Consider the following 25,589-nt stretch of genomic DNA (forward strand, 5'->3'; position numbering starts at 1 on the left):
GGGGCGCGCCGAAATGACCGCGCTCGCCAAGGGCGGGCGAACCAACTTCTTCGGCTTCGTGCTGCGCCTGATCGCGCGCATCCCATTCCTCTACATCGCCGCGAACTGGTACGGCCCGGCCGAGCTGGGGCGGTTCGCCTCGGCGCTGGTGCTGGCCGAATTCGCCGCCATGCTCGCGACGATGGGCGAGAAGCGCGGTCTCGCCCAGCGGCTGACCGACGGCGAAGGGCCCGAATCCAACATCGTGTATGACGGGTTGTTGCTGTCCCTGATCGTCAGCGCGGTGTTCGCCGGCGTGCTGTGGCTGGTGCCGCAACCGATGTTCCCCTCGGGCGAGTACAGCCGGATCGACCGGTTGGTGGTGCTCGCGATCCCCGCCATCGCGCTGACCGAGATCCTGCTCGCGGCGCAGGCCTACAAGTTCGACATCGCGACCACCGTCCGCTCTCGCGCGATCGTCGAACCGTGGGCGATCTCGATCCTCGCGCTCGTGTTCTACTACCAGATCCCCGACGAGGGGCTGATGCTGGCCTTCCTCGCCAGCGTCTACGCCGCGCTGCTGACCGCGCTGTGGCCGTTCCTGCGGACCTATGGCCTCCCGAAGGGCTGGCTTCCGCATCCGGTCACGATGGGGCGGATCGTGGTGCGCGGCCTGCCGCTCGCGGGCGCGGACGCGATCGAATGGGGCACGCGCCGGCTCGACATCTTCCTGCTCGGGCTGTTCGCTTCGCCGGTGGCGGTCGGCATCTACTACGTCGCGCAGCAGATCGCCTCGCTGCCGCAGAAGCTGAAGCAGAGCTTCGATCCCGTCCTCGGCCCGGTGATCACCAGGGCGGTGAAGGAGAAGGACTGGAAGCGGATCGCGAGCCAGGTGCGCCAGGTCGCTTTCTGGATCGTCGCCGCGCAGGCGGGAATCGCGCTGACACTCGGGATCGCGGGCGATTCGCTGATGCGCCTGCTTGGCCCGACCTATCCCTTCGCCACCGCCGCGCTCGCCTTCCTGCTCGCGGCCGAAGTGGTCGCGGCCCTGGCGGTCACCTCTGAAGCAGCGCTGGTCTATGTCGCGCGCGTGCGCAATTTGTGGCTTTCGGTCACCACGATCGTGCTCCAGGCGGTGCTGACGATCGCCTTCATGGTGATCGGGCGCAGCTACGGAATGGCGGACGGAGTGCTGGCCGCAGGCGCCGCCTTCGCACTGGTGCTCGCGCTCGGCTTCGCCTCGATCGCCAAGGGGATCGTGCTGTCGCGGATCCTCGGGGCCTCGGTGAACAATTTCCGCTGGGCGCTGGTCTATGCCGCCGCGCCCGCGGTGCTGGTCGGCTGGGCGTTCACGGAGGCGCCCGAATGGGGCCGGTTGCTGATCGGTATCCCGGCGGTGCTCGCGGTCTATGCCTGGGTGGTGTGGAAGCGCGGTTTCACCGAGGACGACCGGATGCTGTTCCGCAAGAACATGGTGCCGCAGGCCGAGGATTAGGATCGGAGAGCAGGGCGCATTTCGGACGCGCTCTGACACCTTTGCCACATTTTGGCCACATTCACAGCCGGTTCACTTCACCGGGCCCAGCCTTCCTTTCATCGCGGGAGAACGATGAGGAAGAAGGAGTGGGAGAGATGAAAAAGGCGACGAAATTCGCGATTGCGGTGGCAACGATCGCGTTGGTGGCGGGCTGCGCTTCGGGAGACGAGGCGATCGAGGAGGGTGCCGTCCAGACCGACAGCGCCGGCGTCTACTCGCCGCCGCCACCGCCTCCGGCGATGATGGCCGAACGCGCCGCGATGGCGGTTCCCCCGGTGATCGTGCCGATGGAAGCCGATAGCGAACGGTACGACGGCGAGGAGGTTTCCCCGGTCAAGCGCGTGGCGGACGAGCCGGTCTCCACCTTCGCGGTCGATGTCGACACCGGCGCCTACGCCAATACGCGGCGCTACCTGCGCGACGGGCGGCGCCCGCCCAAGGCGGCGGTGCGGACCGAGGAATTCGTCAACTACTTCCGCTACGATTACGCCAAGCCGCAGGATCGCTCGACTCCGTTCTCGGTCGCGACTGCGGTCGCGCAGACGCCGTGGAACGAGGATACCCGCCTGCTGCGGATCGGTCTCCAGGGTTACGACCTGCCCCGCGACCAGCGCCCGGCGGCCAACCTCGTCTTCCTGCTCGACGTGTCGGGTTCGATGAACAGTCCCGACAAGCTGCCGCTGCTCAAGACCGCGCTCAAAGGACTGGTCGACAACCTTCGCGACGAGGACCGCGTCTCGATCGTGGTCTATGCCGGCGCCGCCGGACTGGCGCTCGATCCGACCAACGATCCGCGCGAGATCAAGGCCGCATTGGACCAGCTTTCCGCGGGCGGTTCGACCGCGGGCGGGGCCGGGCTCCAGCTCGCCTACCAGACCGCGCGCGCCAATTTCATCGAGGGCGGGGTCAACCGGGTGATCATCGGTACCGACGGCGATTTCAACGTCGGTATCTCCGATCCCGACGCCCTGGTCGAACGGATCGAGAAGGAACGCGATACCGGCGTCACGCTGTCGGTGCTCGGCTTCGGCAGCGGCAATTACAACGAGGCGCTGATGGAGCAGATCGCCAATAAGGGGAACGGCAACTACTCCTACATCGACAGCGCGCTCGAGGCTCGCAAGGTGCTCGGCGAGGAGATGAGCTCGACCCTGTTCACGATCGCCAAGGACGTGAAGATCCAGGTCGAATTCAACCCCAAATTCGTCAAGCAATACCGCCTGATCGGCTACGAGAACCGGGCGCTGCGCGAGCAGGATTTCGACAACGACAGGGTCGATGCGGGCGAGATCGGTGCAAGCCACCAGGTTACCGCGCTGTACGAGGTGGTGCCCGCCTCGAAAACCGGCTGGATCGGAGAGCGGCGCTATGACGGCAACAAGGCCGAGAGCACGGGCAGCGGCACCGATATGGCCTATATCAAGCTGCGGTACAAACTCCCCGACGGCGATCGATCGACGCTGGTCGAGCGTGCGGTCCCGGCCGCGATGCTCGACCGGGCCGGGCGCGCGCAGGGCGATTTCGCCTTCGCCGCCGGGGTCGCCGCCTTCGGCCAGTACCTGCGCGGCGACGAATTGCTGAACGGTTTCGGCCCGCGCCAGATCGTCTCGCTGGTCGGGCCGCAGCGCGATTTCTACCGCGCCGAATTCGTCAAGCTGGTCGAAGCCAGCGCCGGCATGGATTGATCCGACGCAACAGCGTGTTGAGCACCGGGTGCGGGGGCGCTATCGCAGGGGCGATGGCCTCCCGCCCCATGATCCTCGCCGCCGGCGCGCTTGCCGCGCTGGGCATTGCCGCCGCCAGCCACGCGGCGCTCTCGCCTGCCTTCATGGCCGGGCTCGAAGCGCAGGCTGCGGCGGTGACCGAAGGTGCGGTCACGGTCGACTTCCGCACCCGCAACGGATCCTATTCGCGCCATCCCGAACTGTCGGGCGCGCGCGATCTCCATCCCGACGAGCGCCGCCGGCTGGCGCTGGCTGTGTCCGCTCTACCGGGCGTAGGCGGGCCGTACTGGCGGCGCGAAGAGCGTCGCCAGATCACCCAGGCCGCGGCCGAGGATCCGCTGTTTTGCGAGCGGCGCATCGATGCCATCCTCAAGACACGGACGATCCGCTTCGCCGAGGCCAGCGCGCGGCTCGATCCGACCAGCGCCGCGCTGCTTGACGAGGTGGCCGACGCGCTCAAGCCTTGTATCGGCAGCCGGATCGCAATCATCGGCCATACCAACGATAGCGGCGATGCGGCGGTGAACCTCGCCCTATCCGAACGCCGCGCCGACCGCGTCCGCCTGGCGCTTGCGCGGCGCGGCATTCCCGCCGTGGAATTCGTGGTCGAGGGGAAGGGCTCGGAAGAACCCGTCGAAGGTCTCGACCCGACAGACCCCGCCAACCGGCGGATCGAATTCGAATTGCTGCAGAAAGCGCCACTCGTGCCGACTGCCGTAGACACACCGGGAGCCGGTTGAGATGCCGCTACTCGCCGAAATCATGGTCCTCGCCCTGATCGCCTATACGATCGGTTTCGGGCTGGGATTGCTCATCTGGAACAGGGGTAAGAGCGATGGCTGAACTGATCGAAACGCACTGGGTAGCGCTGCTGCTGGTGCTGGCACTGGGTGTGTTCGTCGCGTGGTGGTTGTTCGGTCGCAAGAAGCCCGAGCGCGAGCGCCATGTCTCGCCCGACGTGCTCGACGAAGGCGCGGCCCCCGCCAACCGCAACCAGGCGCTGATTGACGCGCCGCCCGCTGCCGCGGCGATGGACCAGCTCGCCGGATCGGGGACCGTGGTGTCGGCCGCGGGGGGCGAGGACGAGACCGAAGTGCACCTTGCCGAGGACAAGGCTGCCGCCGCGGCGGCCAGGGCCAAGCAACCAGAAGCCGAAACCCCGCCCGCGACGCCGCAATCCCAGGCCGAAACTGCGGGGGCGGCCGATGCCGGTTCCGCCGACGAACTTGCCAAGATCAAGGGGGTCGGCCCCAAGCTGCGCACCCAGCTCGCCGAAATGGGCGTGACCAGCATCGCCCAGATCGCGGCGTGGAGCGAAGAGGATATCGACCGGATCGACGGCCAGCTCGGACGCTTTTCGGGCCGTATCCGGCGCGACAACTGGGTCGAGCAGGCCAGGCTGCTCGAAGCGGGCGATCGCGCTGCCTACGAGGCCAGGTTCGGGAAAGTCTGACCTCGCCCGCGCGGGCCGAAGAGCCTCACTCGGCCTCGGTCTCGTCTGCGACCGGCGGTTCGGCCGCCTCTTCGAGGTCTTCGCTCTCGGCGCGGCAGCTGCGCAGCAATTCGCGCGTCAGCGGGCTGGCGGGAAGGCGCAGCAGGCCTCCGCCCGGCAGTGTCGCGCTGAAGCGATCCTCGAGGATCCGCCAGCGGCGATCCTCGGACTCGAGACTCCCCGTCCAGCGGTCGGGCGGCTGGGCATCGACCGGGATCCGCAACCGGAGGTTGCCCACCAACGCGAGCAGCGCGGCCTTGCCCTGCGGCGCATGCCAGTGCCGTGTCATCGCGATCCGGGTGACCCCGAAGGCGCCTTCTTCGCAGGCCATCGAGAGCAGCGGCGGCGATCCCTCGACCCCGAATTCGATTCTTCCGTCGCTACCCTCGCGCCATTCGGCGTCGTCGGGCTGCTCGGGAGCGGGCGGGGCCGGAACGGGCGAGGGCGTGTTGGTGACCAGCGGCACCCGCACCTCGTAATCGGCCTGGTCTTCGCCCGCCGCGCGGTCGCCGCCCGAACAGGCGGCAAGCAGGGGGAGCAGGATGAACGGTAGGGCGCGCTTCATGGAAGGCGCGGTTTAGGCCGCGCCGGACAGGCTGTGAAGCGCGCCGACGGGGCTTTCCCCGGCCTCGACACACCTAGCGGCAGTCGCGGATCACCTGTCGCATCTGCTCGGCGGTGGGCACGCGGATCTCGTAATCCGCCCCATCGTCGAGCCGGATGCTGAGCGGGTCGGGCGTGTCGAGCAGGAGGCCGGCTTCGTCGCCCGCCGGGTCGAGCGTCGCGCGCCACATGGCGCCGGTGCCGAGCTCGGTCTCGACGCCCTCGACATCGGCGCGGAACAGCTCGCCGCCCGATCGTACTTCGAGGATCCGGGCTTCGCCGGCGGTCGCGCCCGGGGCGAACCAGTTGAACAGCACGCGCTTGTCGCCCTCATCGGGTGAATCGCAGCGCAGCGTCAGCATGCCCTCGCTGTCGGGCGGGCCGTAGAGCGCGGACTGGCTCTCGCTCTTGTAATACCAGCGCCGCCCGTCCTCGCCTTCCTCGCTCTCGCTGTCGACGGTGGGATCGAAGGCGGGCGCGCTCGTTTCCGCCTCGTCGGGCACGATGGTGTCGTCCGCGGTGTCTTCTCCGGAAGAACAGGCGGCGAGAGCCAGCATGGTCGCTGCTAGAAGGGCGCTGCGCATCGTAATCTCCCTCGTTCGATCCTTCGCTCCACAAACTGATCGTCGGCGCGCCTGTTCCGGCGCGGCGCGCACGTCAGCGGTTGCGGATGAAGGCGCGGATATCGGCCGACAGCTTTGCCCGGTCCTCGTCGCGGATATACATCATGTGGCCCGCGTCGTAATATTCATACGTGACGCGATCCTGCGGGATGCCCATGCGCTTCAACGAATATTCGGCGCCGAAGAACGGGGTCGCGAAATCGTACCAGCCCTGCGCGTTGAAGACCCGCAGCTGCGAGTTCTGGCGCATCGCGCGGCCGATGAAAGGGGCGACGTTGAGATAGGCGTTGCGGCCCTGGCCCGGCAGCGACCAGTCCCAGTTGCGCCCCGGCTCGCTGCCGATCGAGTTGTAGCCGCGATCGGTCTCGAAGCCGAGCGTCTCGCGCGCCCACTGGTTGATCGCGGCGGTATAGCCCGCGTCGATCCCGTAGAAGCTCGGGTCGGAATCGGGGGTCTCGCCGGCATCGTCGTAATCCTCGCCGGTGTATCGCGCATCGAGCCGCCCGATGGTGAGCCCGCGATCGCGCAGCAATTCCTTGTAGAAGCGCTGGCTGGTGACTCGCAGGTTGGCCTGGTCGAGATATCGCTCGGACAGGCCGGTGAGGCGCGAAAGCTCGGCGCGCACCGCGGCGCGCTCGGCATCGGGCAGGTCCTGCCCCTTGAGCAGCGCGGTGGCGAACGGCCCGATCGCGAATTGCCGCGCCTCCTCGGCGATCGCCTCGACCGAGGGCGCCTGCACCTTGCCGTGGTAATAGGCCGCCGCCGCCATGTTGGGCAGGGTGACGATGTAGGCCATCTCGTTGCCCGGGGTGGGCTCGCGCGCGGCGAAATCGAGGATCGTCGAGATCAGGATCAGCCCGTTGAGGCCGACATCGTTGTAGGTCGCGCCTTCGAGTTCATCGACCACCATCGCGGTGCGGGTGGTGCCGTAGCTTTCGCCGCCGAGATATTTGGGGCTGCCCCAGCGGCCGTTGTCGTTGATCCAGCGCCGGATCACCTCGGCGACCGCGCGCGCATCCTGTCGCAACCCGTAATAGTCTTCCGGATCGGCCTCGTCGGTCAGGTAGCTGAACCCGGTGCCCGGCGGGTCGATGAAGACGAGGTCGGCGACGTCGAGCAGGCTGTCGGGGTTGTCGACCAATGGATAGGGCGGCGCGCCGTCGTCGCGCGCATCGGAAGGGATCGCGACCCGCTTCGGCCCGAACGCGCCCATCTGCAGCCACACCGAGCCCGAACCCGGCCCGCCATTGTAGATGAAGAACACCGGGCGCGACGTGTCCTTCGGGTCCTTCACGTAGCTGGTGGTGACGATCACCGCCTCGGGCTCGCCCTTGTCGGACGTGAGCACGGTCTCGCCGATCGTCGCGGTGTAGCTGATCCGCTGCCCGCCGAAGGTGCCGGACAGGTCGCGCGACTTGACCTGCGGCTCGATCGTCTCGGCCGGTGCTTCCTTTTCGGCGTCCTGCGCCAGGGCCGGTTGGGCCGAAAGGGCGAGCAGGCTTGCGGCGCAAAGGCTGGCGAGGATCGGGCGGTATGTCATGACGGTTCTTCCCCCTTGTTCGCAGCGACCTATGCCCATCGCGCAACGGCCGCGTCAAATGCGCCCGTCGATCAGGGTTTGCCGCCCATCTTCTTGTAGCGGGTCTTGCCGTAGCGCGTCTTGCGGGTGCCCGGTCGCCCGGCGTCGCTGCGCCCGACCAGCGGGGCCTTCTTCTCGCCGTCGCCGAGGCCGAGCTCGTCGTTCTCGAGCTTGCGGATTTCGTCGCGCAGGCGGCCGGCTTCCTCGAATTCGAGGTCGGCGGCGGCGGCGCGCATCTTTTTCTCGAGGTCCTCGATATAGGCGCGGAGGTTGTGCCCGACGAGGCTCTGGGTCTCCTCGGCAGTACCGTCCTCCTCCTTGTTCGCATGGGCGGTGATGTCGGCGATCGCGCGCTTGATCGTCTGCGGGGTGATCCCGTGTTCCTCGTTATAGGCGCGCTGCTTCTCGCGCCGGCGCTCGGTCTCGGCCATCGCGCGTTCCATCGAACCGGTGATGCGGTCGGCGTAGAGGATCACCCGGCCATCCACGTTGCGCGCGGCGCGGCCGATCGTCTGGATCAGAGAGGTTTCGGAGCGCAGGAAGCCTTCCTTGTCGGCATCGAGGATGCAGACGAGCCCGCATTCGGGGATGTCGAGCCCCTCGCGCAGCAGGTTGATGCCGACCAGCACGTCGTAGACGCCGAGCCGCAAGTCGCGGATCAGCTCGATGCGCTCCAATGTCTCTACGTCGGAGTGCATGTAGCGGACCTTCACGCCCGCCTCGTGCATGAATTCGGTGAGGTCCTCCGCCATCCGCTTGGTGAGCGTGGTGACGAGCGTGCGGTAGCCGTTGGCGGCGGTCTTCTTGCACTCCTCGATGCAATCCTGGACCTGGTCCTCGACCGGGCGGATATCGACCGGCGGATCGATCAGCCCGGTGGGGCGGATCACCTGCTCGGCGAACACGCCGCCGGTTTCCTCCAGCTCCCAGCTCCCCGGCGTGGCGGAGACCGCGATGGTCTGCGGGCGCATCGCGTCCCACTCGTTGAAGCGCAGCGGGCGGTTGTCGATGCAGGATGGCAGGCGAAAGCCGTATTCGGCCAGCGTCAGCTTGCGGCGATGGTCCCCGCGCGCCATCGCGCCGACCTGCGGCACCGTCTGGTGGCTTTCGTCGACGAACAGCAGCGCATTGTCGGGAAGGTATTCGAACAGGGTGGGCGGCGGCTCGCCGGGTAGGCGCCCGGTGAGGAAGCGCGAATAGTTCTCGATCCCCGCGCAGGAGCCCGTCGCGGCGATCATCTCGAGATCGAAATTGGTGCGCTGTTCCAGGCGCTGGTGCTCGAGCAGCTTGCCCTCGGCCTCGAGCTCCTTGAGCCGCTCGGCGAGCTCGAACTTGATCGCCTCGGAGGCCTGCTTCATCGTCGGGCCGGGCGTGACGTAGTGCGAGTTGGCGTAGATCCGCACCTTGTCGAGGCTCGCCCCCTTCTTGCCGGTGAGCGGATCGAATTCGCTGATCTCCTCGATCTCGTCGCCGAAGAACGAGATGCGCCACGCCATGTCCTCGTAGTGCGAGGGGAAGATTTCGAGATTGTCGCCCCGCACGCGGAAATTGCCGCGCGCGAAGGCGGCGTCGTTGCGCTTGTATTGCAGCGCGACGAGCTTGCGGATCAGCTCGCGCTGGTCGACCTGCGTGTCCTTCTTGATGTCGAAGATCATCGCCGAATAGGTCTCGACCGAGCCGATACCGTAGAGGCACGAGACCGAGGCGACGATGATCACGTCGTCGCGTTCCAATAGCGCGCGGGTGGCCGAGTGGCGCATTCGGTCGATCGCCTCGTTCACCGAGCTTTCCTTCTCGATATAGGTGTCCGACCGGGGCACGTAGGCTTCGGGCTGATAGTAGTCGTAGTAGGAGACGAAATACTCGACCGCGTTGTTGGGGAAGAAGCTCTTGAACTCGCCGTAGAGCTGCGCGGCGAGGATCTTGTTGGGCGCGAGGATCAGCGCGGGACGCTGGGTTTCCTCGATCACCTTGGCCATGGTGAAGGTCTTGCCCGAGCCGGTCACGCCGAGCAGCACCTGACTCTTCTCGTCGCTCCTGATTCCCTCGACCAGCTCCCTTATCGCGGTCGGCTGGTCGCCCGCGGGCTCGTAATCCGAAACCAGCTCGAATTTCTTTCCCGGCATCGATTTCTCGGGACGCGCGGGTTTGTGCGGGACGAACTCTCCGGTGGTATCGGGTTCTTCGAGGCCGCGCCGGATGATCAGTTCTGCCATGCGCGCACATATGGGGAACACAGGCGCAGGCTGCAACGCGCTTGAGGATATGGCGAGGCGTGCTAGCCTTGCGCCCTAGACATCAGGGGAGAGTTCGCATGCGCCGTCCCGTATTGTTCGCCACCTTCACCGCTGCTGCTTTCGCGCTCGCGGCCTGCGGCAGTCCCGATGCCGACGCCGATGGCGACGGCGAGATCAGCCTCGAGGAAGCCGCCGCGAAATCTGACGAGATGGTCCGGCCCGAGCCGGGCCTGTACCGCGCCACCACCGAGATGATCGACATGCAGATGCCCGGCGCACCGCCCGCGGTGCGCGACATGATGAAGGGCATGATGGGCGGCGGTGAGGAGACCAGCACCTTCTGCCTGACTCGGGAGCAGGCCGAGAAGGGCTTCGAGGAAATGGCCCGCCAGACGCAGGAGGACGCCGATTGCGCGTTCGAGAAATTCGACGCCGACGGCGGATCGATCGACGCGGTGATGACCTGCCGCGGGTCCGAACGCGGCGAGGTCCGCATTGCGATGCAGGGGACCGGTACCCGCACCTCGTCCGACATGACGATGACGATGGATGCGCGCGGGCCCCAGGGACAGTCGATGACCATCAAGACAAGGTCGCGGCAGGAGCGCATCGGGGACTGCGAAGGCTAGGCACGGGTCGCGTTGCGTCGATGCTCTCGGAAACATAGCCGCCCTGCGGCGTTCGAATTCCAAGCAACCAACAAACGGGGCGATGGACGGCGCAATGGCCGCGGCTGAAACCGACAAGACCAACCAGACCGGGCTGCGCGCTTTCGCCGAGGAAGCGTCGCGCCGGATCGATCTCGCGCGCGAGCCCTATGACGATGCGAAGCTCCGCAAGCCGCCGCTGCGCCGCTTCCTGTCCGAGTTCAACTACATGCTCGAGCCGATCAAGCGCGCGCGGGCCAAGCCCGACATCCGCCCGGCGGCGAGGCCCAAGCGGGTGATGCTGATCCCCGGTTTCGGCGCGCATCCGTGGCGCATGCGCTACATGGCGCAGCAGCTCGAACGCGCGGGACACCGGGTCAAGCGCTGGGGCATGGGCTACAATCTCGGGCCCTCGCCCGAAGTGTTCGACAAGCTCGAACGCCGGCTCGAAAAGGTATTCGAGAGGAAGGGCGAACAGCTTCATCTCGTCGGCTGGAGCCTCGGCGGGATCTATGCCCGCGAACTGGCCAAGCGCCATCCCGAAAAGGTCGCCAAGGTCGTGACGCTCGGCTCGCCCTTTTCCGGCGACCCGCGCAACAACAATCTCTGGCGGATTTACCCTCTGGTGACCGGCCACGCCGTGCACAGCCCGCCGATCGAGGCCGATGTCCATGCCAAGCCACCGGTCGAGACGGTCGCGCTGTGGAGCCCGGCCGACGGGATCGTCCATGCCAGCTGCGCGCGCGGCCGACCCGACGAGCGCGACCGCGAGGTGGCGCTGCGCTGCTCGCATATGGGGTTCTGCTACGAGAAGGATTCGATCGAGGCGATCGCTGCAGAACTCGACGACGAGCCGCGCGGGCGCGACGAAGCATGAGCGAATTCTTCGACGAAATGCGCATGCCCGAGGGCGAAGTGCGCGAGGCCTATGCCGATTACGACAAGTGGTTCTGGCAGCAGGACGCGAGCTGGCTGCGCAAGAAGGCCAAGGAGGCCGAAGGCGTCTTCCGCAAGACCGGGATCACCTTCAACGTCTATGGCGAGGACGCGGCAGAGGAACGGCTGATCCCGTTCGACATGGTGCCGCGGATCATCGCCGCGCGCGAATGGCGCAGCCTCGAAAAGGGCATCGAACAGCGCGTGCGGGCATTGAACGCCTTCATGCACGACATCTACCACAAGCAGGAAATCCTGCGCGCCGGGATCATGCCCGAGCGGCTGATCCGCGACAACGACGCGTTCCTGCCCGAAATGGTGGGCTTCAACCCGCCGGGCGGGATCTACACCCATATCGTCGGCACCGACCTCGTGCGCACCGGCCCCGACGAATTCTACGTGCTCGAAGACAATGCCCGCACGCCCTCCGGCGTCTCCTACATGCTTGAAAACCGCGAGACGATGATGGCGATGTTCCCCGAGCTGTTCACGCGGGTCGGGGTGCGCCCGGTGCAGGACTATCCGCGCCGTCTCGCACGCAGCCTCGCCGCCTGCGCGCCAGAGCGCTGCGAAGGCCGGCCCAAGCTCGGCGTGCTGACGCCGGGGATCTACAATTCGGCGTTCTACGAACACGCCTTCCTCGCCGATCAGATGGGTGCCGAGCTCGTCGAGGGCAGCGATCTGCGCGTGGTCGACGGCAAGATCGCCATGCGCACCACGCGCGGCTGGCGCGCGGTCGACGTGCTCTATCGCCGGGTCGACGACGAATTCCTCGATCCGCTCACCTTCAATCCCGACAGCATGCTGGGCGCGGCCGGCATCATGGACGTCTACCGCTCGGGCGGGATCACGATCGCGAATGCGCCCGGCACCGGGATCGCCGACGACAAGGCGATCTACAGCTACATGCCCGAGATCGTCGAGTTCTATACCGGTGAGAAACCCAAGCTGAAGAACGTCGAGACATGGCGTTGTTCGGACGAGGACAGCCTCAAATACGTGCTCGACAACCTCGCGGAGCTCGTGGTCAAGGAAGTCCACGGTTCGGGCGGCTACGGCATGCTGATCGGCCCCGCCGCGTCGAAGAAGGAGCTGCGCGAATTCCGCGCCAAGCTCGAGGCCAATCCGCAGGGTTATATCGCGCAGCCGACGCTGTCGCTCTCGACCGTCCCGATCCTCACCCGTCAGGGCCTCGCCCCGCGCCATGTCGACCTCAGGCCCTATGTGCTGGTCTCGCCCGACAAGATCGACCTCGTGCCCGGCGGACTCACGCGGGTCGCGCTCAAACAGGGCAGCCTCGTGGTCAATTCCTCGCAGGGCGGCGGGACCAAGGACACCTGGGTGCTCGATGACTGATCGGGTGATGCCATGATGCTCGGTCGGAACGCCAACTCCATCTTCTGGATGTTCCGCTATCTCGAGCGGGCCGAGAACACGGCGCGCCTGCTCGAGGCCGGTTTCCGCATGGCGATGACGCGCGACGAGTTCACTAGCCAGGAGGAATGGCGCTCGGTCATCCAGACCGCGGGAATGCGGCGGGCTTACGAGGCCGAGCACGGCACCTATACCGGCATCCAGGCGTGGAATTTCGTCCTGCGCGACAGGAAGAACCCGCAAAGCGTGCTGTCGATGGTCGAGAACGTCCGCACCAATGCCCGCGCGGTGCGCAACATGATCAGCCGCGAGTTGTGGGAGACGATCAACGAAAGCTGGATGGAGGTGCGCGACCTGTTGTCCGCGCCGGTCCAGCAGACCCAGCTCGGCGACGTGATCAACGCGATCCGGCGCGAGGCGACTCTGGTGCGCGGGGCGATGGAAGGCTCGATGCTGCGCACCGACGTGTTCAATTTCGCGCGCATCGGCGGCTTCATCGAACGCGCCGACAACACCGCGCGCATCCTCGACGTCAAATACTACCTGCTGCTGCCCACGCTCAGCCATGTCGGTGGCAGCCTCGACAACATCCAGTGGGACAGCGTGCTGCGCTCGGTCGGCGGCGACCGCGCCTATCGCTGGCTCAACCATGTCGGGGTCGAGGCGAAGAGCCTCGCCGACTTCCTCATCCTCGACCGCCGTTTCCCGCGCAGCCTCGCCTTCGCCTACGGCAAGATCCGCAGCAACATGGCGAGCCTCGCCGAGGCTTACGGCGAGGAAACCGATGCGCATATCCTGCTGCGCGATATCGATACGCGGCTCTCGGACCTGTCGGTCGGGGAGATCATCGACGAGGGCCTCCACCAGTTCATCCTCGGCTTCCTGTCCGACAACCAGCGCCTCGCCGACGCGATCGCGCGCGATTACCGCTTTATCGAATAGGCCGACCACACCAAGGAGCATCGCCCATCCGCCTCAAGATCCGCCACGAGACCCATTACGAATTCGACGCGCCCGCGCATTACGGGCTGCAGCGCCTGCGGCTGACGCCGAAGACGACTCAGGGCCAGACGATCCTCGACTGGCAGATGAGCGTCGAGGGCGGCACGCGGCAGCTCGAATACGAGGACCAGAACCACAACCACATCACGCTCGTGTCGGTCGACGAGGGGGTCGAGCAGGTCGTGGTCTCGTGCGAGGGCGAGGTCGACACCGCAGATTATGCCGGAGTGATCGGCAAGCATGCCGGGCACCTGCCGCTTTGGGCCTTCTGTACCAACAGCGACAAGACCCGTCCCGGCCGCGCGATGAAGGCGCTGCTAGGCGAGTTCGACAGCAGCAAGGCGCGCGATGTCGGCCTGCTGCACGAATTGTCGGCCGCGATTCGCGACCAGGTCGGCTACGTGAAGGGCGCGACCCATGCCACGACCAGCGCGGAAGAGGCGATGGCGGCAGGCACCGGCGTGTGCCAGGACCATGCGCATATCTTCCTCGGACTGGCGCGCGAACTCGACGTGCCGGCGCGCTATGTCAGCGGCTACCTCATGATGAACGACCGCGTCGACCAGGAGGCCAGCCACGCCTGGGCCGAGGCCCATGTCGAGGGGCTCGGCTGGGTCGGGTTCGATATTTCCAACGGTATCAGCCCCGACGAACGCTATGTCCGCGTCGCTACCGGGCGTGATTATCGCGAGGCCGCGCCGATCACCGGCCGGACGCAGGGCGCGCGCGATAGCGGGCTCGAAGTGCGGCTCAGTGTGGAACAGCAGCAGCAGTGATATCGGTTGCGGACCCGCATTCGCGGGTCATTTGTTTGGCCTCAAGCGCCGGCGGGGCCATACGGCCCCTTAGGCTTCCGGGCCTGACCGGCCCGTGCGTGGGCTCGCACGCGTGCGCGCTGCCGCGCGCAAATTGAGGACGGATATTGCGATCAAGCGCCTGGCGGACACGACCGAGGCGGTCGCCCGAGGCCGACTAGGCCGAGGCAAGGCCGACCGGCCGCCCGCAGGTGCCCCGTAGCGTAGCGAAGGGAACAGCACCGAGGATGCCCGTGCGGATGCGCGGGCGTAACCACAAAAGACTCATCTCGGGAACATACCGCACCAGCTTCCCGTCCTTACCTCAAACAAGGAGGAAAACCTTCATGACCTATTGCTGCGGACTGATGCTCGAAAAGGGGCTCGTGTTGATGAGCGACACGCGGACCAATTCGGGCGTCGACAACATTTCGGTGTTCCGCAAGATGTTCCATTTCCGTGTGCCGGGCGAGCGTTCGATCGCACTGATGACCGCGGGCAATCTCGCCACCACGCAGGCGGTGATCAGCCAGCTCGAGGAGCGCACCAAGGCCCCCGACGAGCGCGAGAACGCGCTGTTCGGTGCGGAGACGATGTTCCAGGTCGCGACCGAAGTCGGCAAGCTGCTGCGCAAGACCGTCGCCGAACGGCAGAAGGCGAACGACCGCGAAGGGACGCGCAGCTTTTCCGCCTCGATCATCCTCGCCGGGCAGATCGCCGGGATGGAGCAGCGGCTGTTCCTCGTCTATCCGGAAGGAAATTTCATCGAGGCCTCGCGTGAAACACCCTTCTTCCAGATCGGTGAAACGAAATATGGGCGTCCGATCCTGCTCCGCGGTTACGATCGCGACATGAGCTTCGAAGATGCGGTCAAATTGCTCCTCGTAAGTTTCGATTCCACTATCGCTGCAAATCTTTCTGTCGGAATGCCGTTAGATTGCATGGTCTTGGAAAAAGATTCTTTCGACGAACCGCTCCACCAGCGTCGCTTCGACGGCAACGACACCTACGTCCGTTCGCTATCGGGACAGTGGAGCGAGTCGCTGCGCCAGGCCTTCAACAACCTGCCCGACTACAGTTTCTACGACATGGAGGATTGACCGTCTCGGAAACCCGATCATCGGGCTGCGAGAGGCAATTGTTCGGGTGCAGGCACTTAATAAGTTTGTTAATGGGTCGGGAATAATTTGCGTTGGTAGCAACGCATTCCGCGGCTGTGCGGGCACTTTCGCCGATATCATGTCCCGAGGGGACGATTGACGGTTCCTGCTGCTCCAGCCGCCAACGGCAGGTAGAGTCCATGGACCATGCAGGCACCATCCACATCGTCGCGTCGAGCAGCCGCGAGCGCGCCACGCTCGCACGCCACGCCTACGATCTCGGGCGCCACGCCGAACTCTACGAAAGCTCCGACGAACTCGCTGTCCGTGCGCCGGGCGAAGGGCTCGTGCTCGTCTCCGAGAGCGAGGATGGCGGCCGCAGCGAGCGCCTGATCGAGGCGCTGGCGAGCAAGGGATGCTGGCTGCCCGTGGTCGCGGTGAGCGAGACTCCCTCGCTCGAGCACGCGGTCGCTGCGGTGAAGGCCGGTGCGCTCGATTACATCGCGCTGCCCTTTTCGACCAAAGCGCTCGCCTCGAAGCTCGCGACGATCGAGGCCGAGGCAGCCGCCATCGCCGCCAGCCGTCGGCGCGCGATCGCTGCGCGGCGCCGGATCGAGGAGCTGAGCCGCCGCGAACGCGAGGTGCTCGATCTCCTCGCCTCGGGCCAGTCGAACAAGCTGATCGCGCGCGAGCTCGGGATCAGCCCGCGCACGGTCGAGATCCACCGCCACAACATGATGCAGAAGCTCGATTGCGATCATTCGGCGGCCGCGGTCCGGATGAGCGTCGAGGCCGGGCTCGAACCCTCGGATGCCGGCGAGCAAACCTCGCCCTCGATCCTCGGCCTGCCGAGCGATCGGGAGGGCAAGCGAAAGGCGGACGGGCTAACCGCGTCCTGACCGCTCGCCAGGTCAGCGGCAGTAGCTGCCGCCCCCCAGTTCGAGGTGGAAGTGATCGCGGTGCGCCGCGTTGTAGCGCGGGCCGAGCACCGTGCCGAACCGCTTGCACGCGCTGTCCTGCACCACGCGCAGGAATTCGCGCTCGTCGGCATCGCCGCCGTCCCAGTCGCTTTCCAGCGTGATCCGCCGCCCGTCCGAGAGGACGAAGCCCGACACGTCGATCGCCTCGGCGGTGGCGTGCGCGCTGCGGCGCGAGGACCCGGCGATGTTGCGGCACGAATAACTGCCCAGCGTCTCGATCCGGACCAGCGATGCGCCGAGCATCTGGCGCGCGGCGCGATCGACCCCGTAGCGCGCCCAGCCGGCGAATTTCTCCGCGAGCGGACAGGATACAGGGCCGAGATTGCTGACCTGGAACCCGCGCGAATCGCCCTGCAGCCCCACCAGTTGCACGCTGTCGACCGTGGCACAGCCGGCGCCGTAATACTTGTCGGGCAGCGGCGTGAAATCGGCCTTGCTCGCCCCGAGCTGGGCGACGCAGCGCCCGGCGGTGACCGGCGGCAGCTGGGTCGATCCGCCGAAGCTGCGGTCGATCTGCGGTGCGGGCCGCCGATAGGTCGGGTCGCTCGATTTCACGGCGTAGGAAGGGTTCGCCGAGGACTCGGACGCGCCCATCATGCCGTCGGGAATGATCGAACAGGCCCCCAACAAGGTTACCAGCGACAGCGATGCGATGTGCTTGAACATGCCATCGTTCTGGACCGGACTTGGGAAAGAATGAGCAAGCGAACGCGGTTAACGGGCATTTTACCGTGTTGCGGGCCGCGCGGGAGGACCACCTGTGCATGGGAGGCGTTTCGCACTTGCACAAAAGCCGGGAGCCATTAGGCCGGTCGTCGGGCCACGCGGTCCCAACGCCGCGCGTGCTCTCTGCAAGGAGAGTTTTGAAATGACCGACCTACCAGCGCGCAAGCCTGCGCGCCCATATTTCTCGTCCGGACCCTGCGCCAAGCCGCCGGGCTGGGATCCTGCCAAGCTCGCCACCGAGGTACTCGGGCGTTCGCATCGCTCGAAGCTCGGCAAGGCGCGCCTGCAATATTGCATCGATTTGATTCGCGAAGTGCTCGAGGTGCCCGACACGCACCGCATCGGGATCGTGCCCGCATCGGATACCGGCGCGGTCGAAATGGCGATGTGGAGCCTGCTGGGCGCGCGCCCCGTCACCACGCTCGCGTGGGAAAGTTTCGGCGAGGGCTGGGTGACCGATGCGGTCAAGCAGTTGAAGATCGATCCCACCGTGCTGCGCGCCGATTACGGCGAATTGCCCGACCTCGGTCGGGTCGACTGGAGCCATGACGTCGTCTTCACCTGGAACGGCACCACCAGCGGCGTGCGCGTGCCTGATGGCGAATGGATCGCGGAGGATCGCATCGGCCTCTCGATCGCCGATGCGACCAGCGCGGTGTTCGCGCAGGACATCGCCTGGGACAAGGTCGATGTGCTGACCTTCAGCTGGCAGAAGGTGCTGGGCGGCGAAGGCGCGCATGGCGTGCTGGTGCTCGGCCCGCGCGCGGTCGAACGGCTCGAAGCCTTCACCCCCGATCGCCCTTTGCCCAAGATCTTCCGCCTGACCAAGGGCGGCAAGCTGATCGAGGGCGTGTTCAGCGGCGAGACGATCAACACCCCCTCCATGCTCGCGGTCGAGGATGCGATCTGGGCGCTCGAATGGACCAAGGGGATCGGCGGGCTCTCCGCGATGAAGGCGCGTGCCGATGCCAATGCGGCGGCGCTGGGCAAGATCGTCGAGGAGCGAGACTGGCTCGGCCATCTCGCGGCAGACCCGGCGAGCCGTTCGAACACGAGCGTGTGCCTGACCGTCGAGGGTGCCGATACCGACATGATCAAGCGCATGGCGGCGCTGCTCGAAGAGCAGGACGCGGCCTACGACGTGGCCGGCTATCGCGACGCCCCGCCGGGACTGCGGATCTGGTGCGGCGCGACAGTCGACACCGCCGATATCGAAGCGCTCGGCCCGTGGCTCGACTGGGCTTACGAAACCGCGAAACAGTAATTCATCGTCATTCCCGCGGCGGCGGGAATCCAAGAGGTTACAAGAATGACCAAACCCAAAGTGCTCATCTCCGACAAGATGGATCCCAAGGCCGCCGAGATCTTCGCCGCCAATGGCTGCGAGGTCGACGTCAAACCCGGCATGACGCCCGAGGAATTGAAGGCCGTGATCGGCGAATATGACGGCCTCGCGATCCGTTCCGCGACCAAGGTCACCGAGGATATCCTGGAGGCGGCGACCAATTTGAAGGTCATCGGTCGCGCGGGCATCGGGGTCGACAATGTCGATATCCCCGCCGCCAGCGCGCGCGGTGTGGTGGTGATGAATACGCCCTTCGGCAATTCGATCACCACCGCCGAACACGCGATCGCCATGCTGTTCGCGCTCGCGCGGCAGATCCCGATGGCCGATCGCGAGACCAAGGCGGGCGAATGGCCCAAGTCGAAATACATGGGCGTGGAGCTAACCGGAAAGACGCTCGGCCTGGTCGGTGCGGGCAATATCGGCAGTATCGTCGCCGCGCGTGCGCTCGGCCTAAGGATGAAGGTGATCGCTTTCGATCCCTACCTTACCGCCGATCGCGCGGTCGAGATGGGCGTCGAGAAGGTCGATCTCGACACGCTGCTCGCGCGCGCCGACTTCATCACGCTCCACACCCCGCTGACCGACGAGACGCGCGGCATCCTCTCCGCCGAGGCGCTGGCGAAGACCAAGCCCGGCGTCCGCATCGTCAATTGCGCGCGCGGCGGGCTGATCGACGAGGCGGCGTTGAAGGATGCGCTCGACAGCGGCCAGGTCGGCGGCGCGGCGCTCGACGTGTTCGAGACCGAGCCGGCCACCGCCAGCCCGCTGTTCGACGCGCCCAATTTCATCTGCACCCCGCATCTCGGCGCCTCGACCACCGAGGCGCAGGTCAACGTCGCGATCCAGGTCGCCGAACAGATGGCCGATTACCTGACCACCGGCGGGATCACCAATGCGCTCAACGTGCCGAGCCTCAGCGCCGAGGAAGCGCCCAAGCTGAAGCCCTACATGGCGCTCGCCGAACAGCTCGGATCGCTGGTCGGCCAGATCGCGACCGGCAACATCTCGAGCGTCGCGATCGAGGTCGAGGGCGCGGCGGCGGAGTTGAACCAGAAGCCGATCACCGCCGCGGTGCTGGCAGGCATCATGGGGCGCTATTCGCAGTCGGTGAACATGGTCAACGCGCCCTACCTCGCGAAGGAACGCGGGCTCGAAGTGAGCGAGATCCGCAACCAGCGCGAGGGCACCTACCACACGCTGCTGCGCGTCACCTATGTCGCCGAGAAGGGCAAGCGCTCGGTCGCGGGCACGCTGTTCGGCAGCGACGCCCCGCGGCTGGTCGAGCTCGCCGGGGTCAATATCGAGGCCGCGCTCGAAAAGGAGATGATGTATATCGTCAACGAGGACACGCCCGGCTTCATCGGCCGGATCGGCTCGCTGTTGGGCGATCACGGCATCAATATCGGCAACTTCAACCTCGGCCGTCGCGCGGCGACCGGCGAAGCGGTGCTGCTGCTGAGCGTCGACCAGCCGATCGGCCAGGACGTGATCGATGCCGCGTGCAAGCTCGAAAGCGTGAAGCGGGTGAAGGGGTTGTCGTTTTAGTGGTTATGCCCGCCCATCGGGAGTTGTTTGTTTAGACCGTCAAATGCCGGGCGCAGCGCATCCGCGCTGCTTGGGTTGGCCGTTGGCCCGTGCGGTCGCCCGCGTGCGCGCTACCGCGCGCAGATTCAGGACGGATTTCGCTGGCGTAGAACCAAGCGGACCCGACCGAGACGGTCGTCCGAGGCCGAACAGGCCGAGGCAAGGGCGACCGCCCGCCCGCAGGTGCCTCGGAGCGAAGCGGAGGGCACAGCACCGAGGATGGACCCGCGGATGCGGGTCCGTAACCACAAAAACTCCCCTCAACAAAACTCATCCGGATGCGGCCCGATCCGCCCGTCCTTGTCATCCAGCGCGTCGATCCGCGCCATCTGGTCGTCGGAAAGTTCGAACCGGAGCGCCTCGAAATTGGCGGCGATGTGGTCGCGACTGCTGGCCTTGGGGATCACCGCGAGACCGTGCTGGATATGCCAGCGGATGATCACCGCGGCGGCGTTCTGGCCGGTCTCTTCGGCGATCGCCTTGATCGTCTCGTTGTCGAGCCCGTTGCCCTGGCCGAGCGGCGACCAGCTTTGCGTCACGATCCCCATCTCGTCGTGCAGCTTGCGCAAGTCGCGCTGCTGGAACGAGGGGTGCAGCTCGATCTGGTTGAGCGCGGGCACTTCGCCGGTCTCGTCGACCAGCCGTTTCAAATGATCGGGCTGGAAGTTCGACACGCCGATGCTGCGCGCGGTCCCGGCCTCGCGCATCTCGATCATCGCCTTCCACGTCTCGACATACTTGTCGTTCTCGGCGCACGGCCAGTGGATCAGCACGAGGTCGACCACCGGGCGATCGAGCCGCGCGAGGCACTTGGCGAAGGCCGCCTTGGCGCGCTCGTAGCCCTGGCTCTCGTTCCAGATCTTGGTCGTCAACCAGATGTCGCGATGGCTCCCCAGCCCCTCGCCGACGCCTTCCTCATTGCCGTAGATCGCGGCGGTATCGACCAGCTTGTACCCCACGTCGAGCGCGGTCGAGACCGCCTCGGCCGCATCGTCGTTGTCGATCTGGTAGGTCCCGAAGCCCAGCTGCGGGATGTTGCGGCCGTCGTTGAGCGAGAGGGTGGGGGTCTGGGTCATGTATTGCTCCTTTTGTGGGGCAACGCATGGGCGCGGCGGGGTTTCCTACTTCGCGGGTGAAGCATAGGTTCGCAGGCATGAAGCAGGTGCGATCGATTGCCGGGAGAATGGAGGGCACGTCGCGCGTGCATGTTCATCGGATCACAAAGGCGGTGCAGCGGAGAATTGGCCGAAGGTTACACTTGCGAAGCGGAGGTGTGGGGCAAGATACTGGAATGGCCCAATTTTCCGGCGGGCATGAGTTTTGCAAAGCTCCTACTTCGGCGGTCCATGCACCCCTCCAAGCTTGCCCGCTGCGCCCCGTCTGCTAGGGCGCGTCCGTAACTACCGACAGGACTGGAATAGATGGCAAACGTCACCGTGATCGGCGCGCAATGGGGCGACGAGGGCAAGGGCAAGATCGTCGACTGGCTCGCGAGCCGCGCCGATGCGGTCGTGCGCTTCCAGGGCGGGCACAATGCCGGCCACACGCTCGTCGTCGGCGACACCACCTACAAGCTTTCGCTGCTGCCGTCGGGCATCGTCACCGGGACGCTCTCGATCATCGGCAACGGCGTGGTGCTCGATCCGTGGCACCTCAAGTCGGAAATCGAGAAGCTCGAGGGGCAGGGGGTGACGATCACTGCCGACAATTTCGCCATCGCCGACAACTGCCCGCTGATCCTGCCGATCCACCGCGATCTCGACGGGATGCGCGAAACCGCTGCAGGCGCCGGCAAGATCGGGACCACCGGGCGCGGGATCGGCCCGGCCTACGAAGACAAAGTCGGCCGCCGCGCGATCCGCGTGTGCGACCTCGCCCATCTCGACGACCTCACGCCGCAACTGGATCGCCTGTGCGCGCATCACGACGCGTTGCGCGCCGGGTTCGACGAGCCGCCGGTCGATCGCGAGCGCCTGCTCGGCGACCTGCGAGAGATCGCCGATTTCGTGCTCCAGTTCGCGCAGCCGGTGTGGAAGCGGCTGAAGAAGGTGCGCAAGGCCGGGGCGCGGATCCTGTTCGAAGGCGCGCAGGGCGTGCTGCTCGACATCGATCACGGGACCTATCCCTTCGTCACCAGCTCGAACACGGTCAGCGGCACCGCGGCGAGCGGCAGCGGGCTGGGGCCGAATTCGACCGGCTTCGTGCTCGGCATCGTCAAGGCCTACACCACCCGCGTCGGCTCCGGCCCGTTCCCGACCGAGCTCGACGACGAGGTCGGTCAGCTTCTGGGCGAACGCGGCCACGAGTTCGGCACCGTCACCGGGCGCCAGCGGCGGGTCGGCTGGTTCGACGCGGTGCTGGTTCGCCAGACCTGCGCGATCAGCGGCGTCACGGGCATCGCGCTGACCAAGATCGACGTGCTCGACGGGCTCGAAACGGTGAAGATCTGCACCGGCTATCGCCTCCACGGCAAGATCATGGACTACTTCCCCTCCCACGCGGCGGACCAGGCCGCGGTCGAGCCGATCTACGAGGAAATGGAAGGCTGGAGCGAAAGCACCGCCGGCGCGCGCAGCTGGGCCGACCTGCCGGCCAACGCGATCAAGTATATCCAGCGCGTGCAGGAACTGATCGAGACGCCGGTGGCGCTGGTCTCCACCAGTCCCGAACGCGACGACACGATCCTGGTGCGCGATCCGTTCATGGATTGATGCTCGTCCTGGAGCGGGGTGGGCAAGGGTGCGTTAACGGCCAGGAGATAGCGTAACCGAATGCGATTCGCCGCCGCCATCCTCTCCGCCCTCGCGCTCGCGTCCTGCGCCGCGCCCGAGGCCCCGGTGGTCGAGCGGGTGCCCGCCGCGCGGTCGATCGACAAGCCGTTCGACGTCACGAAGAATGTCGACTTCATCCTCGTCGACAAGTCGGACCGGACGCTGACGCTGTTCCGCGAGGGACGGGCGGTACGCACCTATCGCGACCTCGCGTTCGGCGATGCGCCGCAGGGGCACAAGCAGTTTCAGGGCGACGAGCGCACGCCCGAGGGGCGCTATCGGATCGCCTACGGCAACCCGCAATCCTCCTTTCACCTGAGCCTCAAGATCGACTATCCCAACGCCGCCGACCGCGCCTATGCCAAGCGCTTCGGTCGCTCGCCGGGCGGCGACATCTTCATCCACGGCCAGCCCAACGGATCGCCCGAGGGGCAGAAGATAGCTTACGACTGGACCGACGGCTGCATCGCGCTCTCCAATGCCGAGATCGAGGAGCTGTGGCAGACCGTGCCCGACGGTACGCCGATCGAAATCCGGCCCTAGTCGCGCGCCTTCTCGAGTTGCGCGACCTGCCATTGCAGCCGTTTCACCTCGCTCAGGATCGAAAGCATGTTCATCCGCGCGAACAGCCATTCCTTGAGAAAGCCCTGCATGATCAGCAGCCCGATCGTCGTCAGGCCCCAGCCGAGCATGGCGTCGGTGGTGCCGGCGGTGACAGCGCGGTAGAAGGCGTAGGCGAGCCCGATCCCGATCGCGAAGGCCAGCGCGAAGCTGAACTTCGCCCACCCGGCGAGCGGGCCGTGCATGCTGTCGCCGATCTGGCGGAACATGCCGCGATCGTCGTCGAGGCTGTCGAGGAAGGCACGGTCGTCGGCGTCGAGGACGTCGCGGATACGGTTGTCGATATCGGTCATTGGTCGTCTCCTGAAAGGGCCGCCTTGAGTTTGCGGCGGGCATGGAAAAGGCGTGACTTGGCGGTGCCCTGCGGCACGTCCTGCGCTTCGGCGATCTCGGCGAGGGTCAGCCCCTCGATGTAGAACAGTTGCGCGGCGAAACGCTGGTCCGGTGGCAAGGAGGCCATTGCACCACGGATCGCTGCGGCATCTTCCTGCGGCGGCGCGATCGGCGCGTCTTCCAGCTCGACAGTGCGACCGCGGTCGCGCACGGCCTGGCGCACCCGGTCGGTGCATTTGCGACGCAGGATCCCGAACGCCCACGGGGCGAAGCGCGACGGATCGCGCAATCCACCGACCCCCCGCAGGATCGCCAGCCAGCTTTCCTGCACGCTGGCCTCGACCCCGGCCTCCTCGCCGAGATAGCGCCGCGCGGTCCGCATCAGGCGCGGTTGCCAATTCGCGGCGAGTTCGCCCGCCGCCGCGCGGTCACCTTGCTGCAGGCGGACCACCAGCCATTCGTCGTGCAGCGCATCGGTCGATCGGTGAGCAGTCAAAACGGCAGTCCCTCCTGTTGCGATCCTATAGTCGCGGGCGGGGCACGAAAGGTTCAATCGGATTACTCCATTTCGGAGTGTTCTTGACAAAAACATGGTCTGTTCTATTTCTGTTCGCATGCTGACCGTCGAATCGCCCGTATCCGACTTTGCTTACGAACCTGCGCAGAGCGGGGACGGCGCATGGCAGGCCAGCTTGTCGGTGTTCGCCGACGAGAGTGCGGCCAGGCGCGCAATCGAGGACGATCTCGGCGAAGCCGGCTTCCGGCTGGCCGGCAGCGGCCCGCTGGCGGCGATCCTAGAAGCGGGTCCGGCGGTGCTGGGCGATGTCGTGGTGGTCGATTGCGGGGCGCCCGATGCGGGCGCGATGGCGGCGCTGGCTCGGCTCGACGAGCGGGTTGCGCGGGCCGGGGCGGGGCTGGTGGTCGCGACTACGCTCGATGCGCTCGAGGCGCTTTACCTGTGCTTCGAACGGTCGCAGGTGCACTGGCTGGTCGATACCGGACAGGGCGAACGGCTGGTTGCGCTTGCCGAGGCACGGCTCAGGCTGAGCGCGCGAGTCCGCGACCTGTCCGACGAGGATCGCGAAACGCTGGAGCGGCTGACGGGCCATGTCGCGGCGATCGCCGAACGGCTCGACCTCATTTCCCGAAACGCGACAGGGAACGGGTTGGCGCTGCGATCCCCCGGGATGGATTTCCATCACGAGAAGGACGATGGCGAGCGCTCGTTGATCCGCAGCCAGCGGCCTCCGCTGCCCGATCCCCGCCTCGTGCGGCAGTTGATCGCCCGCCGCCATGCTCGCGCGAAACACCTGCCCGGCATCTGCTTCGCCGATCCGGCCTGGGACATGTTGCTCGACCTGACAGCGGCCCGGGCCGAGCACACGCGCGTTTCGGTCACCTCGCTCTGCATCGCCAGCGGCGTGCCTGCGACCACGGCACTTCGGTGGATCGGCCAGCTCGAGCAGGCCGGGCTCGTGGAACGGGTGGCGGACGATATCGACCGACGCCGCGCCTTCGTCATGCTGACCGACAAGGCGGCCGATGCCATGGCGCGCTATTTCGCCGCATGCGAATCCGATGGAGACTTCGCGGTCTGAT

24 protein-coding genes are annotated in these 25,589 nt (G+C 66.3%); 16 read left to right on the forward strand and 8 right to left on the reverse strand.

The annotated features are described in order from the left end of the window. Positions 1 to 13 precede the first annotated feature (13 nt). From IEW49_RS02055 to IEW49_RS02070, 4 genes are all read left to right on the forward strand, one after another. Entirely contained in the window at positions 14 to 1,474 is a 1,461-nt protein-coding gene (locus IEW49_RS02055; RefSeq protein ID WP_188643051.1) for a lipopolysaccharide biosynthesis protein, read from the forward strand. Between the two features lie 137 nt (positions 1,475 to 1,611). Next, a complete protein-coding gene (locus tag IEW49_RS02060; protein ID WP_188641120.1) occupies positions 1,612 to 3,201 on the forward strand; it encodes a vWA domain-containing protein in 1,590 nt (529 codons plus the stop codon). A gap of 53 nt (positions 3,202 to 3,254) precedes the next feature. After that, positions 3,255 to 3,980: an OmpA family protein gene (locus IEW49_RS02065; RefSeq protein ID WP_188641121.1), complete on the forward strand. Its 726-nt coding sequence runs from the start codon at positions 3,255 to 3,257 to the stop codon at positions 3,978 to 3,980. Positions 3,981 to 4,075: 95 nt separating this feature from the next. Beyond that, the gene (locus IEW49_RS02070) at positions 4,076 to 4,693 is read left to right on the forward strand and encodes a helix-hairpin-helix domain-containing protein (protein WP_188641122.1); all 618 of its coding nucleotides are present in this window, start codon (positions 4,076 to 4,078) and stop codon (positions 4,691 to 4,693) included. A 25-nt stretch (positions 4,694 to 4,718) separates the two neighbouring features. On the opposite strand, the gene IEW49_RS02075 is transcribed toward IEW49_RS02070, so the two are convergent. The 4 genes from IEW49_RS02075 to uvrB form a co-directional block, all read right to left on the reverse strand. Beyond that, positions 4,719 to 5,297, reverse strand: a complete 579-nt coding sequence (locus IEW49_RS02075) for a hypothetical protein (RefSeq protein WP_188641123.1) — start codon at positions 5,295 to 5,297, stop codon at positions 4,719 to 4,721. Positions 5,298 to 5,370: 73 nt separating this feature from the next. Continuing rightward, positions 5,371 to 5,919, reverse strand: coding sequence for a hypothetical protein (locus tag IEW49_RS02080; RefSeq protein WP_188641124.1), 549 nt, complete (start codon positions 5,917 to 5,919; stop codon positions 5,371 to 5,373). Between the two features lie 73 nt (positions 5,920 to 5,992). Further along, positions 5,993 to 7,498, reverse strand: a complete 1,506-nt coding sequence (locus tag IEW49_RS02085; protein WP_188641125.1) for a S10 family peptidase — start codon at positions 7,496 to 7,498, stop codon at positions 5,993 to 5,995. Between the two features lie 71 nt (positions 7,499 to 7,569). Then, entirely contained in the window at positions 7,570 to 9,753 is a 2,184-nt protein-coding gene (uvrB, locus tag IEW49_RS02090) for an excinuclease ABC subunit UvrB (RefSeq protein WP_188641126.1), read from the reverse strand. A gap of 98 nt (positions 9,754 to 9,851) precedes the next feature. On the opposite strand from uvrB, the gene IEW49_RS02095 reads away from it, so the two are divergent. The 7 genes from IEW49_RS02095 (at position 9,852) to IEW49_RS02125 (ending at position 16,526) form a co-directional block, all read left to right on the forward strand. Continuing rightward, positions 9,852 to 10,403, forward strand: a complete 552-nt coding sequence (locus IEW49_RS02095) for a DUF3617 domain-containing protein (protein WP_188641127.1) — start codon at positions 9,852 to 9,854, stop codon at positions 10,401 to 10,403. Between the two features lie 94 nt (positions 10,404 to 10,497). Further along, the gene (locus tag IEW49_RS02100; protein WP_188641128.1) at positions 10,498 to 11,298 is read left to right on the forward strand and encodes an esterase/lipase family protein; all 801 of its coding nucleotides are present in this window, start codon (positions 10,498 to 10,500) and stop codon (positions 11,296 to 11,298) included. Continuing rightward, entirely contained in the window at positions 11,295 to 12,713 is a 1,419-nt protein-coding gene (locus IEW49_RS02105) for a circularly permuted type 2 ATP-grasp protein (protein ID WP_188641129.1), read from the forward strand. Before IEW49_RS02100 ends, IEW49_RS02105 begins: the two co-directional genes overlap by 4 nt. Before the next feature lie 15 nt (positions 12,714 to 12,728). After that, positions 12,729 to 13,673 (forward strand): alpha-E domain-containing protein, encoded by a 945-nt coding sequence (locus tag IEW49_RS02110; RefSeq protein WP_188643052.1) that lies wholly within the window; start codon positions 12,729 to 12,731, stop codon positions 13,671 to 13,673. A 38-nt stretch (positions 13,674 to 13,711) separates the two neighbouring features. Next, positions 13,712 to 14,509: a transglutaminase family protein gene (locus tag IEW49_RS02115; protein ID WP_308419703.1), complete on the forward strand. Its 798-nt coding sequence runs from the start codon at positions 13,712 to 13,714 to the stop codon at positions 14,507 to 14,509. 365 nt (positions 14,510 to 14,874) lie between these two features. Continuing rightward, positions 14,875 to 15,627: a proteasome-type protease gene (locus IEW49_RS02120; RefSeq protein ID WP_188641130.1), complete on the forward strand. Its 753-nt coding sequence runs from the start codon at positions 14,875 to 14,877 to the stop codon at positions 15,625 to 15,627. 200 nt (positions 15,628 to 15,827) lie between these two features. Beyond that, positions 15,828 to 16,526 carry a response regulator transcription factor gene (locus IEW49_RS02125; RefSeq protein ID WP_188641131.1) on the forward strand — a complete coding sequence of 233 codons (699 nt, stop codon included), beginning with the start codon at positions 15,828 to 15,830 and terminating at the stop codon, positions 16,524 to 16,526. A 12-nt stretch (positions 16,527 to 16,538) separates the two neighbouring features. Here the strand turns inward: IEW49_RS02125 and IEW49_RS02130 are convergent, their stop codons facing one another. Further along, entirely contained in the window at positions 16,539 to 17,273 is a 735-nt protein-coding gene (locus IEW49_RS02130) for an extensin family protein (protein ID WP_229658042.1), read from the reverse strand. A 202-nt stretch (positions 17,274 to 17,475) separates the two neighbouring features. Here IEW49_RS02130 and IEW49_RS02135 point away from each other — a divergent pair, with 202 nt between their 5' ends. Next, positions 17,476 to 18,597, forward strand: a complete 1,122-nt coding sequence (locus tag IEW49_RS02135; RefSeq protein WP_188641132.1) for a phosphoserine transaminase — start codon at positions 17,476 to 17,478, stop codon at positions 18,595 to 18,597. Positions 18,598 to 18,642: 45 nt separating this feature from the next. Further along, on the forward strand, positions 18,643 to 20,226 hold the full coding sequence (gene serA / locus IEW49_RS02140; protein ID WP_188641133.1) for a phosphoglycerate dehydrogenase: 1,584 nt from the start codon (positions 18,643 to 18,645) through the stop codon (positions 20,224 to 20,226). Between the two features lie 299 nt (positions 20,227 to 20,525). On the opposite strand, the gene IEW49_RS02145 is transcribed toward serA, so the two are convergent. Continuing rightward, on the reverse strand, positions 20,526 to 21,341 hold the full coding sequence (locus IEW49_RS02145) for an aldo/keto reductase (RefSeq protein ID WP_188641134.1): 816 nt from the start codon (positions 21,339 to 21,341) through the stop codon (positions 20,526 to 20,528). A 345-nt stretch (positions 21,342 to 21,686) separates the two neighbouring features. Between IEW49_RS02145 and IEW49_RS02150 the strand changes: the two genes are divergently transcribed. Together IEW49_RS02150 and IEW49_RS02155 are read left to right on the forward strand one after the other, a co-directional pair. After that, on the forward strand, positions 21,687 to 22,976 hold the full coding sequence (locus tag IEW49_RS02150; protein WP_188641135.1) for an adenylosuccinate synthase: 1,290 nt from the start codon (positions 21,687 to 21,689) through the stop codon (positions 22,974 to 22,976). Between the two features lie 60 nt (positions 22,977 to 23,036). After that, positions 23,037 to 23,579 carry a L,D-transpeptidase family protein gene (locus tag IEW49_RS02155; RefSeq protein WP_188641136.1) on the forward strand — a complete coding sequence of 181 codons (543 nt, stop codon included), beginning with the start codon at positions 23,037 to 23,039 and terminating at the stop codon, positions 23,577 to 23,579. Here IEW49_RS02155 and IEW49_RS02160 read toward each other — a convergent pair. Both IEW49_RS02160 and IEW49_RS02165 read right to left on the reverse strand, forming a co-directional pair. Then, a complete protein-coding gene (locus tag IEW49_RS02160) occupies positions 23,576 to 23,950 on the reverse strand; it encodes a DUF6768 family protein (protein ID WP_188641137.1) in 375 nt (124 codons plus the stop codon). The genes IEW49_RS02155 and IEW49_RS02160 overlap by 4 nt on opposite strands. Continuing rightward, positions 23,947 to 24,486 carry an RNA polymerase sigma factor gene (locus IEW49_RS02165; protein WP_229658043.1) on the reverse strand — a complete coding sequence of 180 codons (540 nt, stop codon included), beginning with the start codon at positions 24,484 to 24,486 and terminating at the stop codon, positions 23,947 to 23,949. Before IEW49_RS02165 ends, IEW49_RS02160 begins: the two co-directional genes overlap by 4 nt. 118 nt (positions 24,487 to 24,604) lie before the next feature. On the opposite strand from IEW49_RS02165, the gene IEW49_RS02170 reads away from it, so the two are divergent. Further along, complete coding sequence (locus IEW49_RS02170; protein WP_188641139.1) at positions 24,605 to 25,588, forward strand: winged helix DNA-binding protein; 984 nt, start codon at positions 24,605 to 24,607, stop codon at positions 25,586 to 25,588. Position 25,589: the final 1 nt, after the last annotated feature.

The sequence above is a fragment of the Pseudoblastomonas marina genome (genome assembly GCF_014641655.1).
GTDB lineage: Bacteria > Pseudomonadota > Alphaproteobacteria > Sphingomonadales > Sphingomonadaceae > Alteriqipengyuania_A > Alteriqipengyuania_A marina.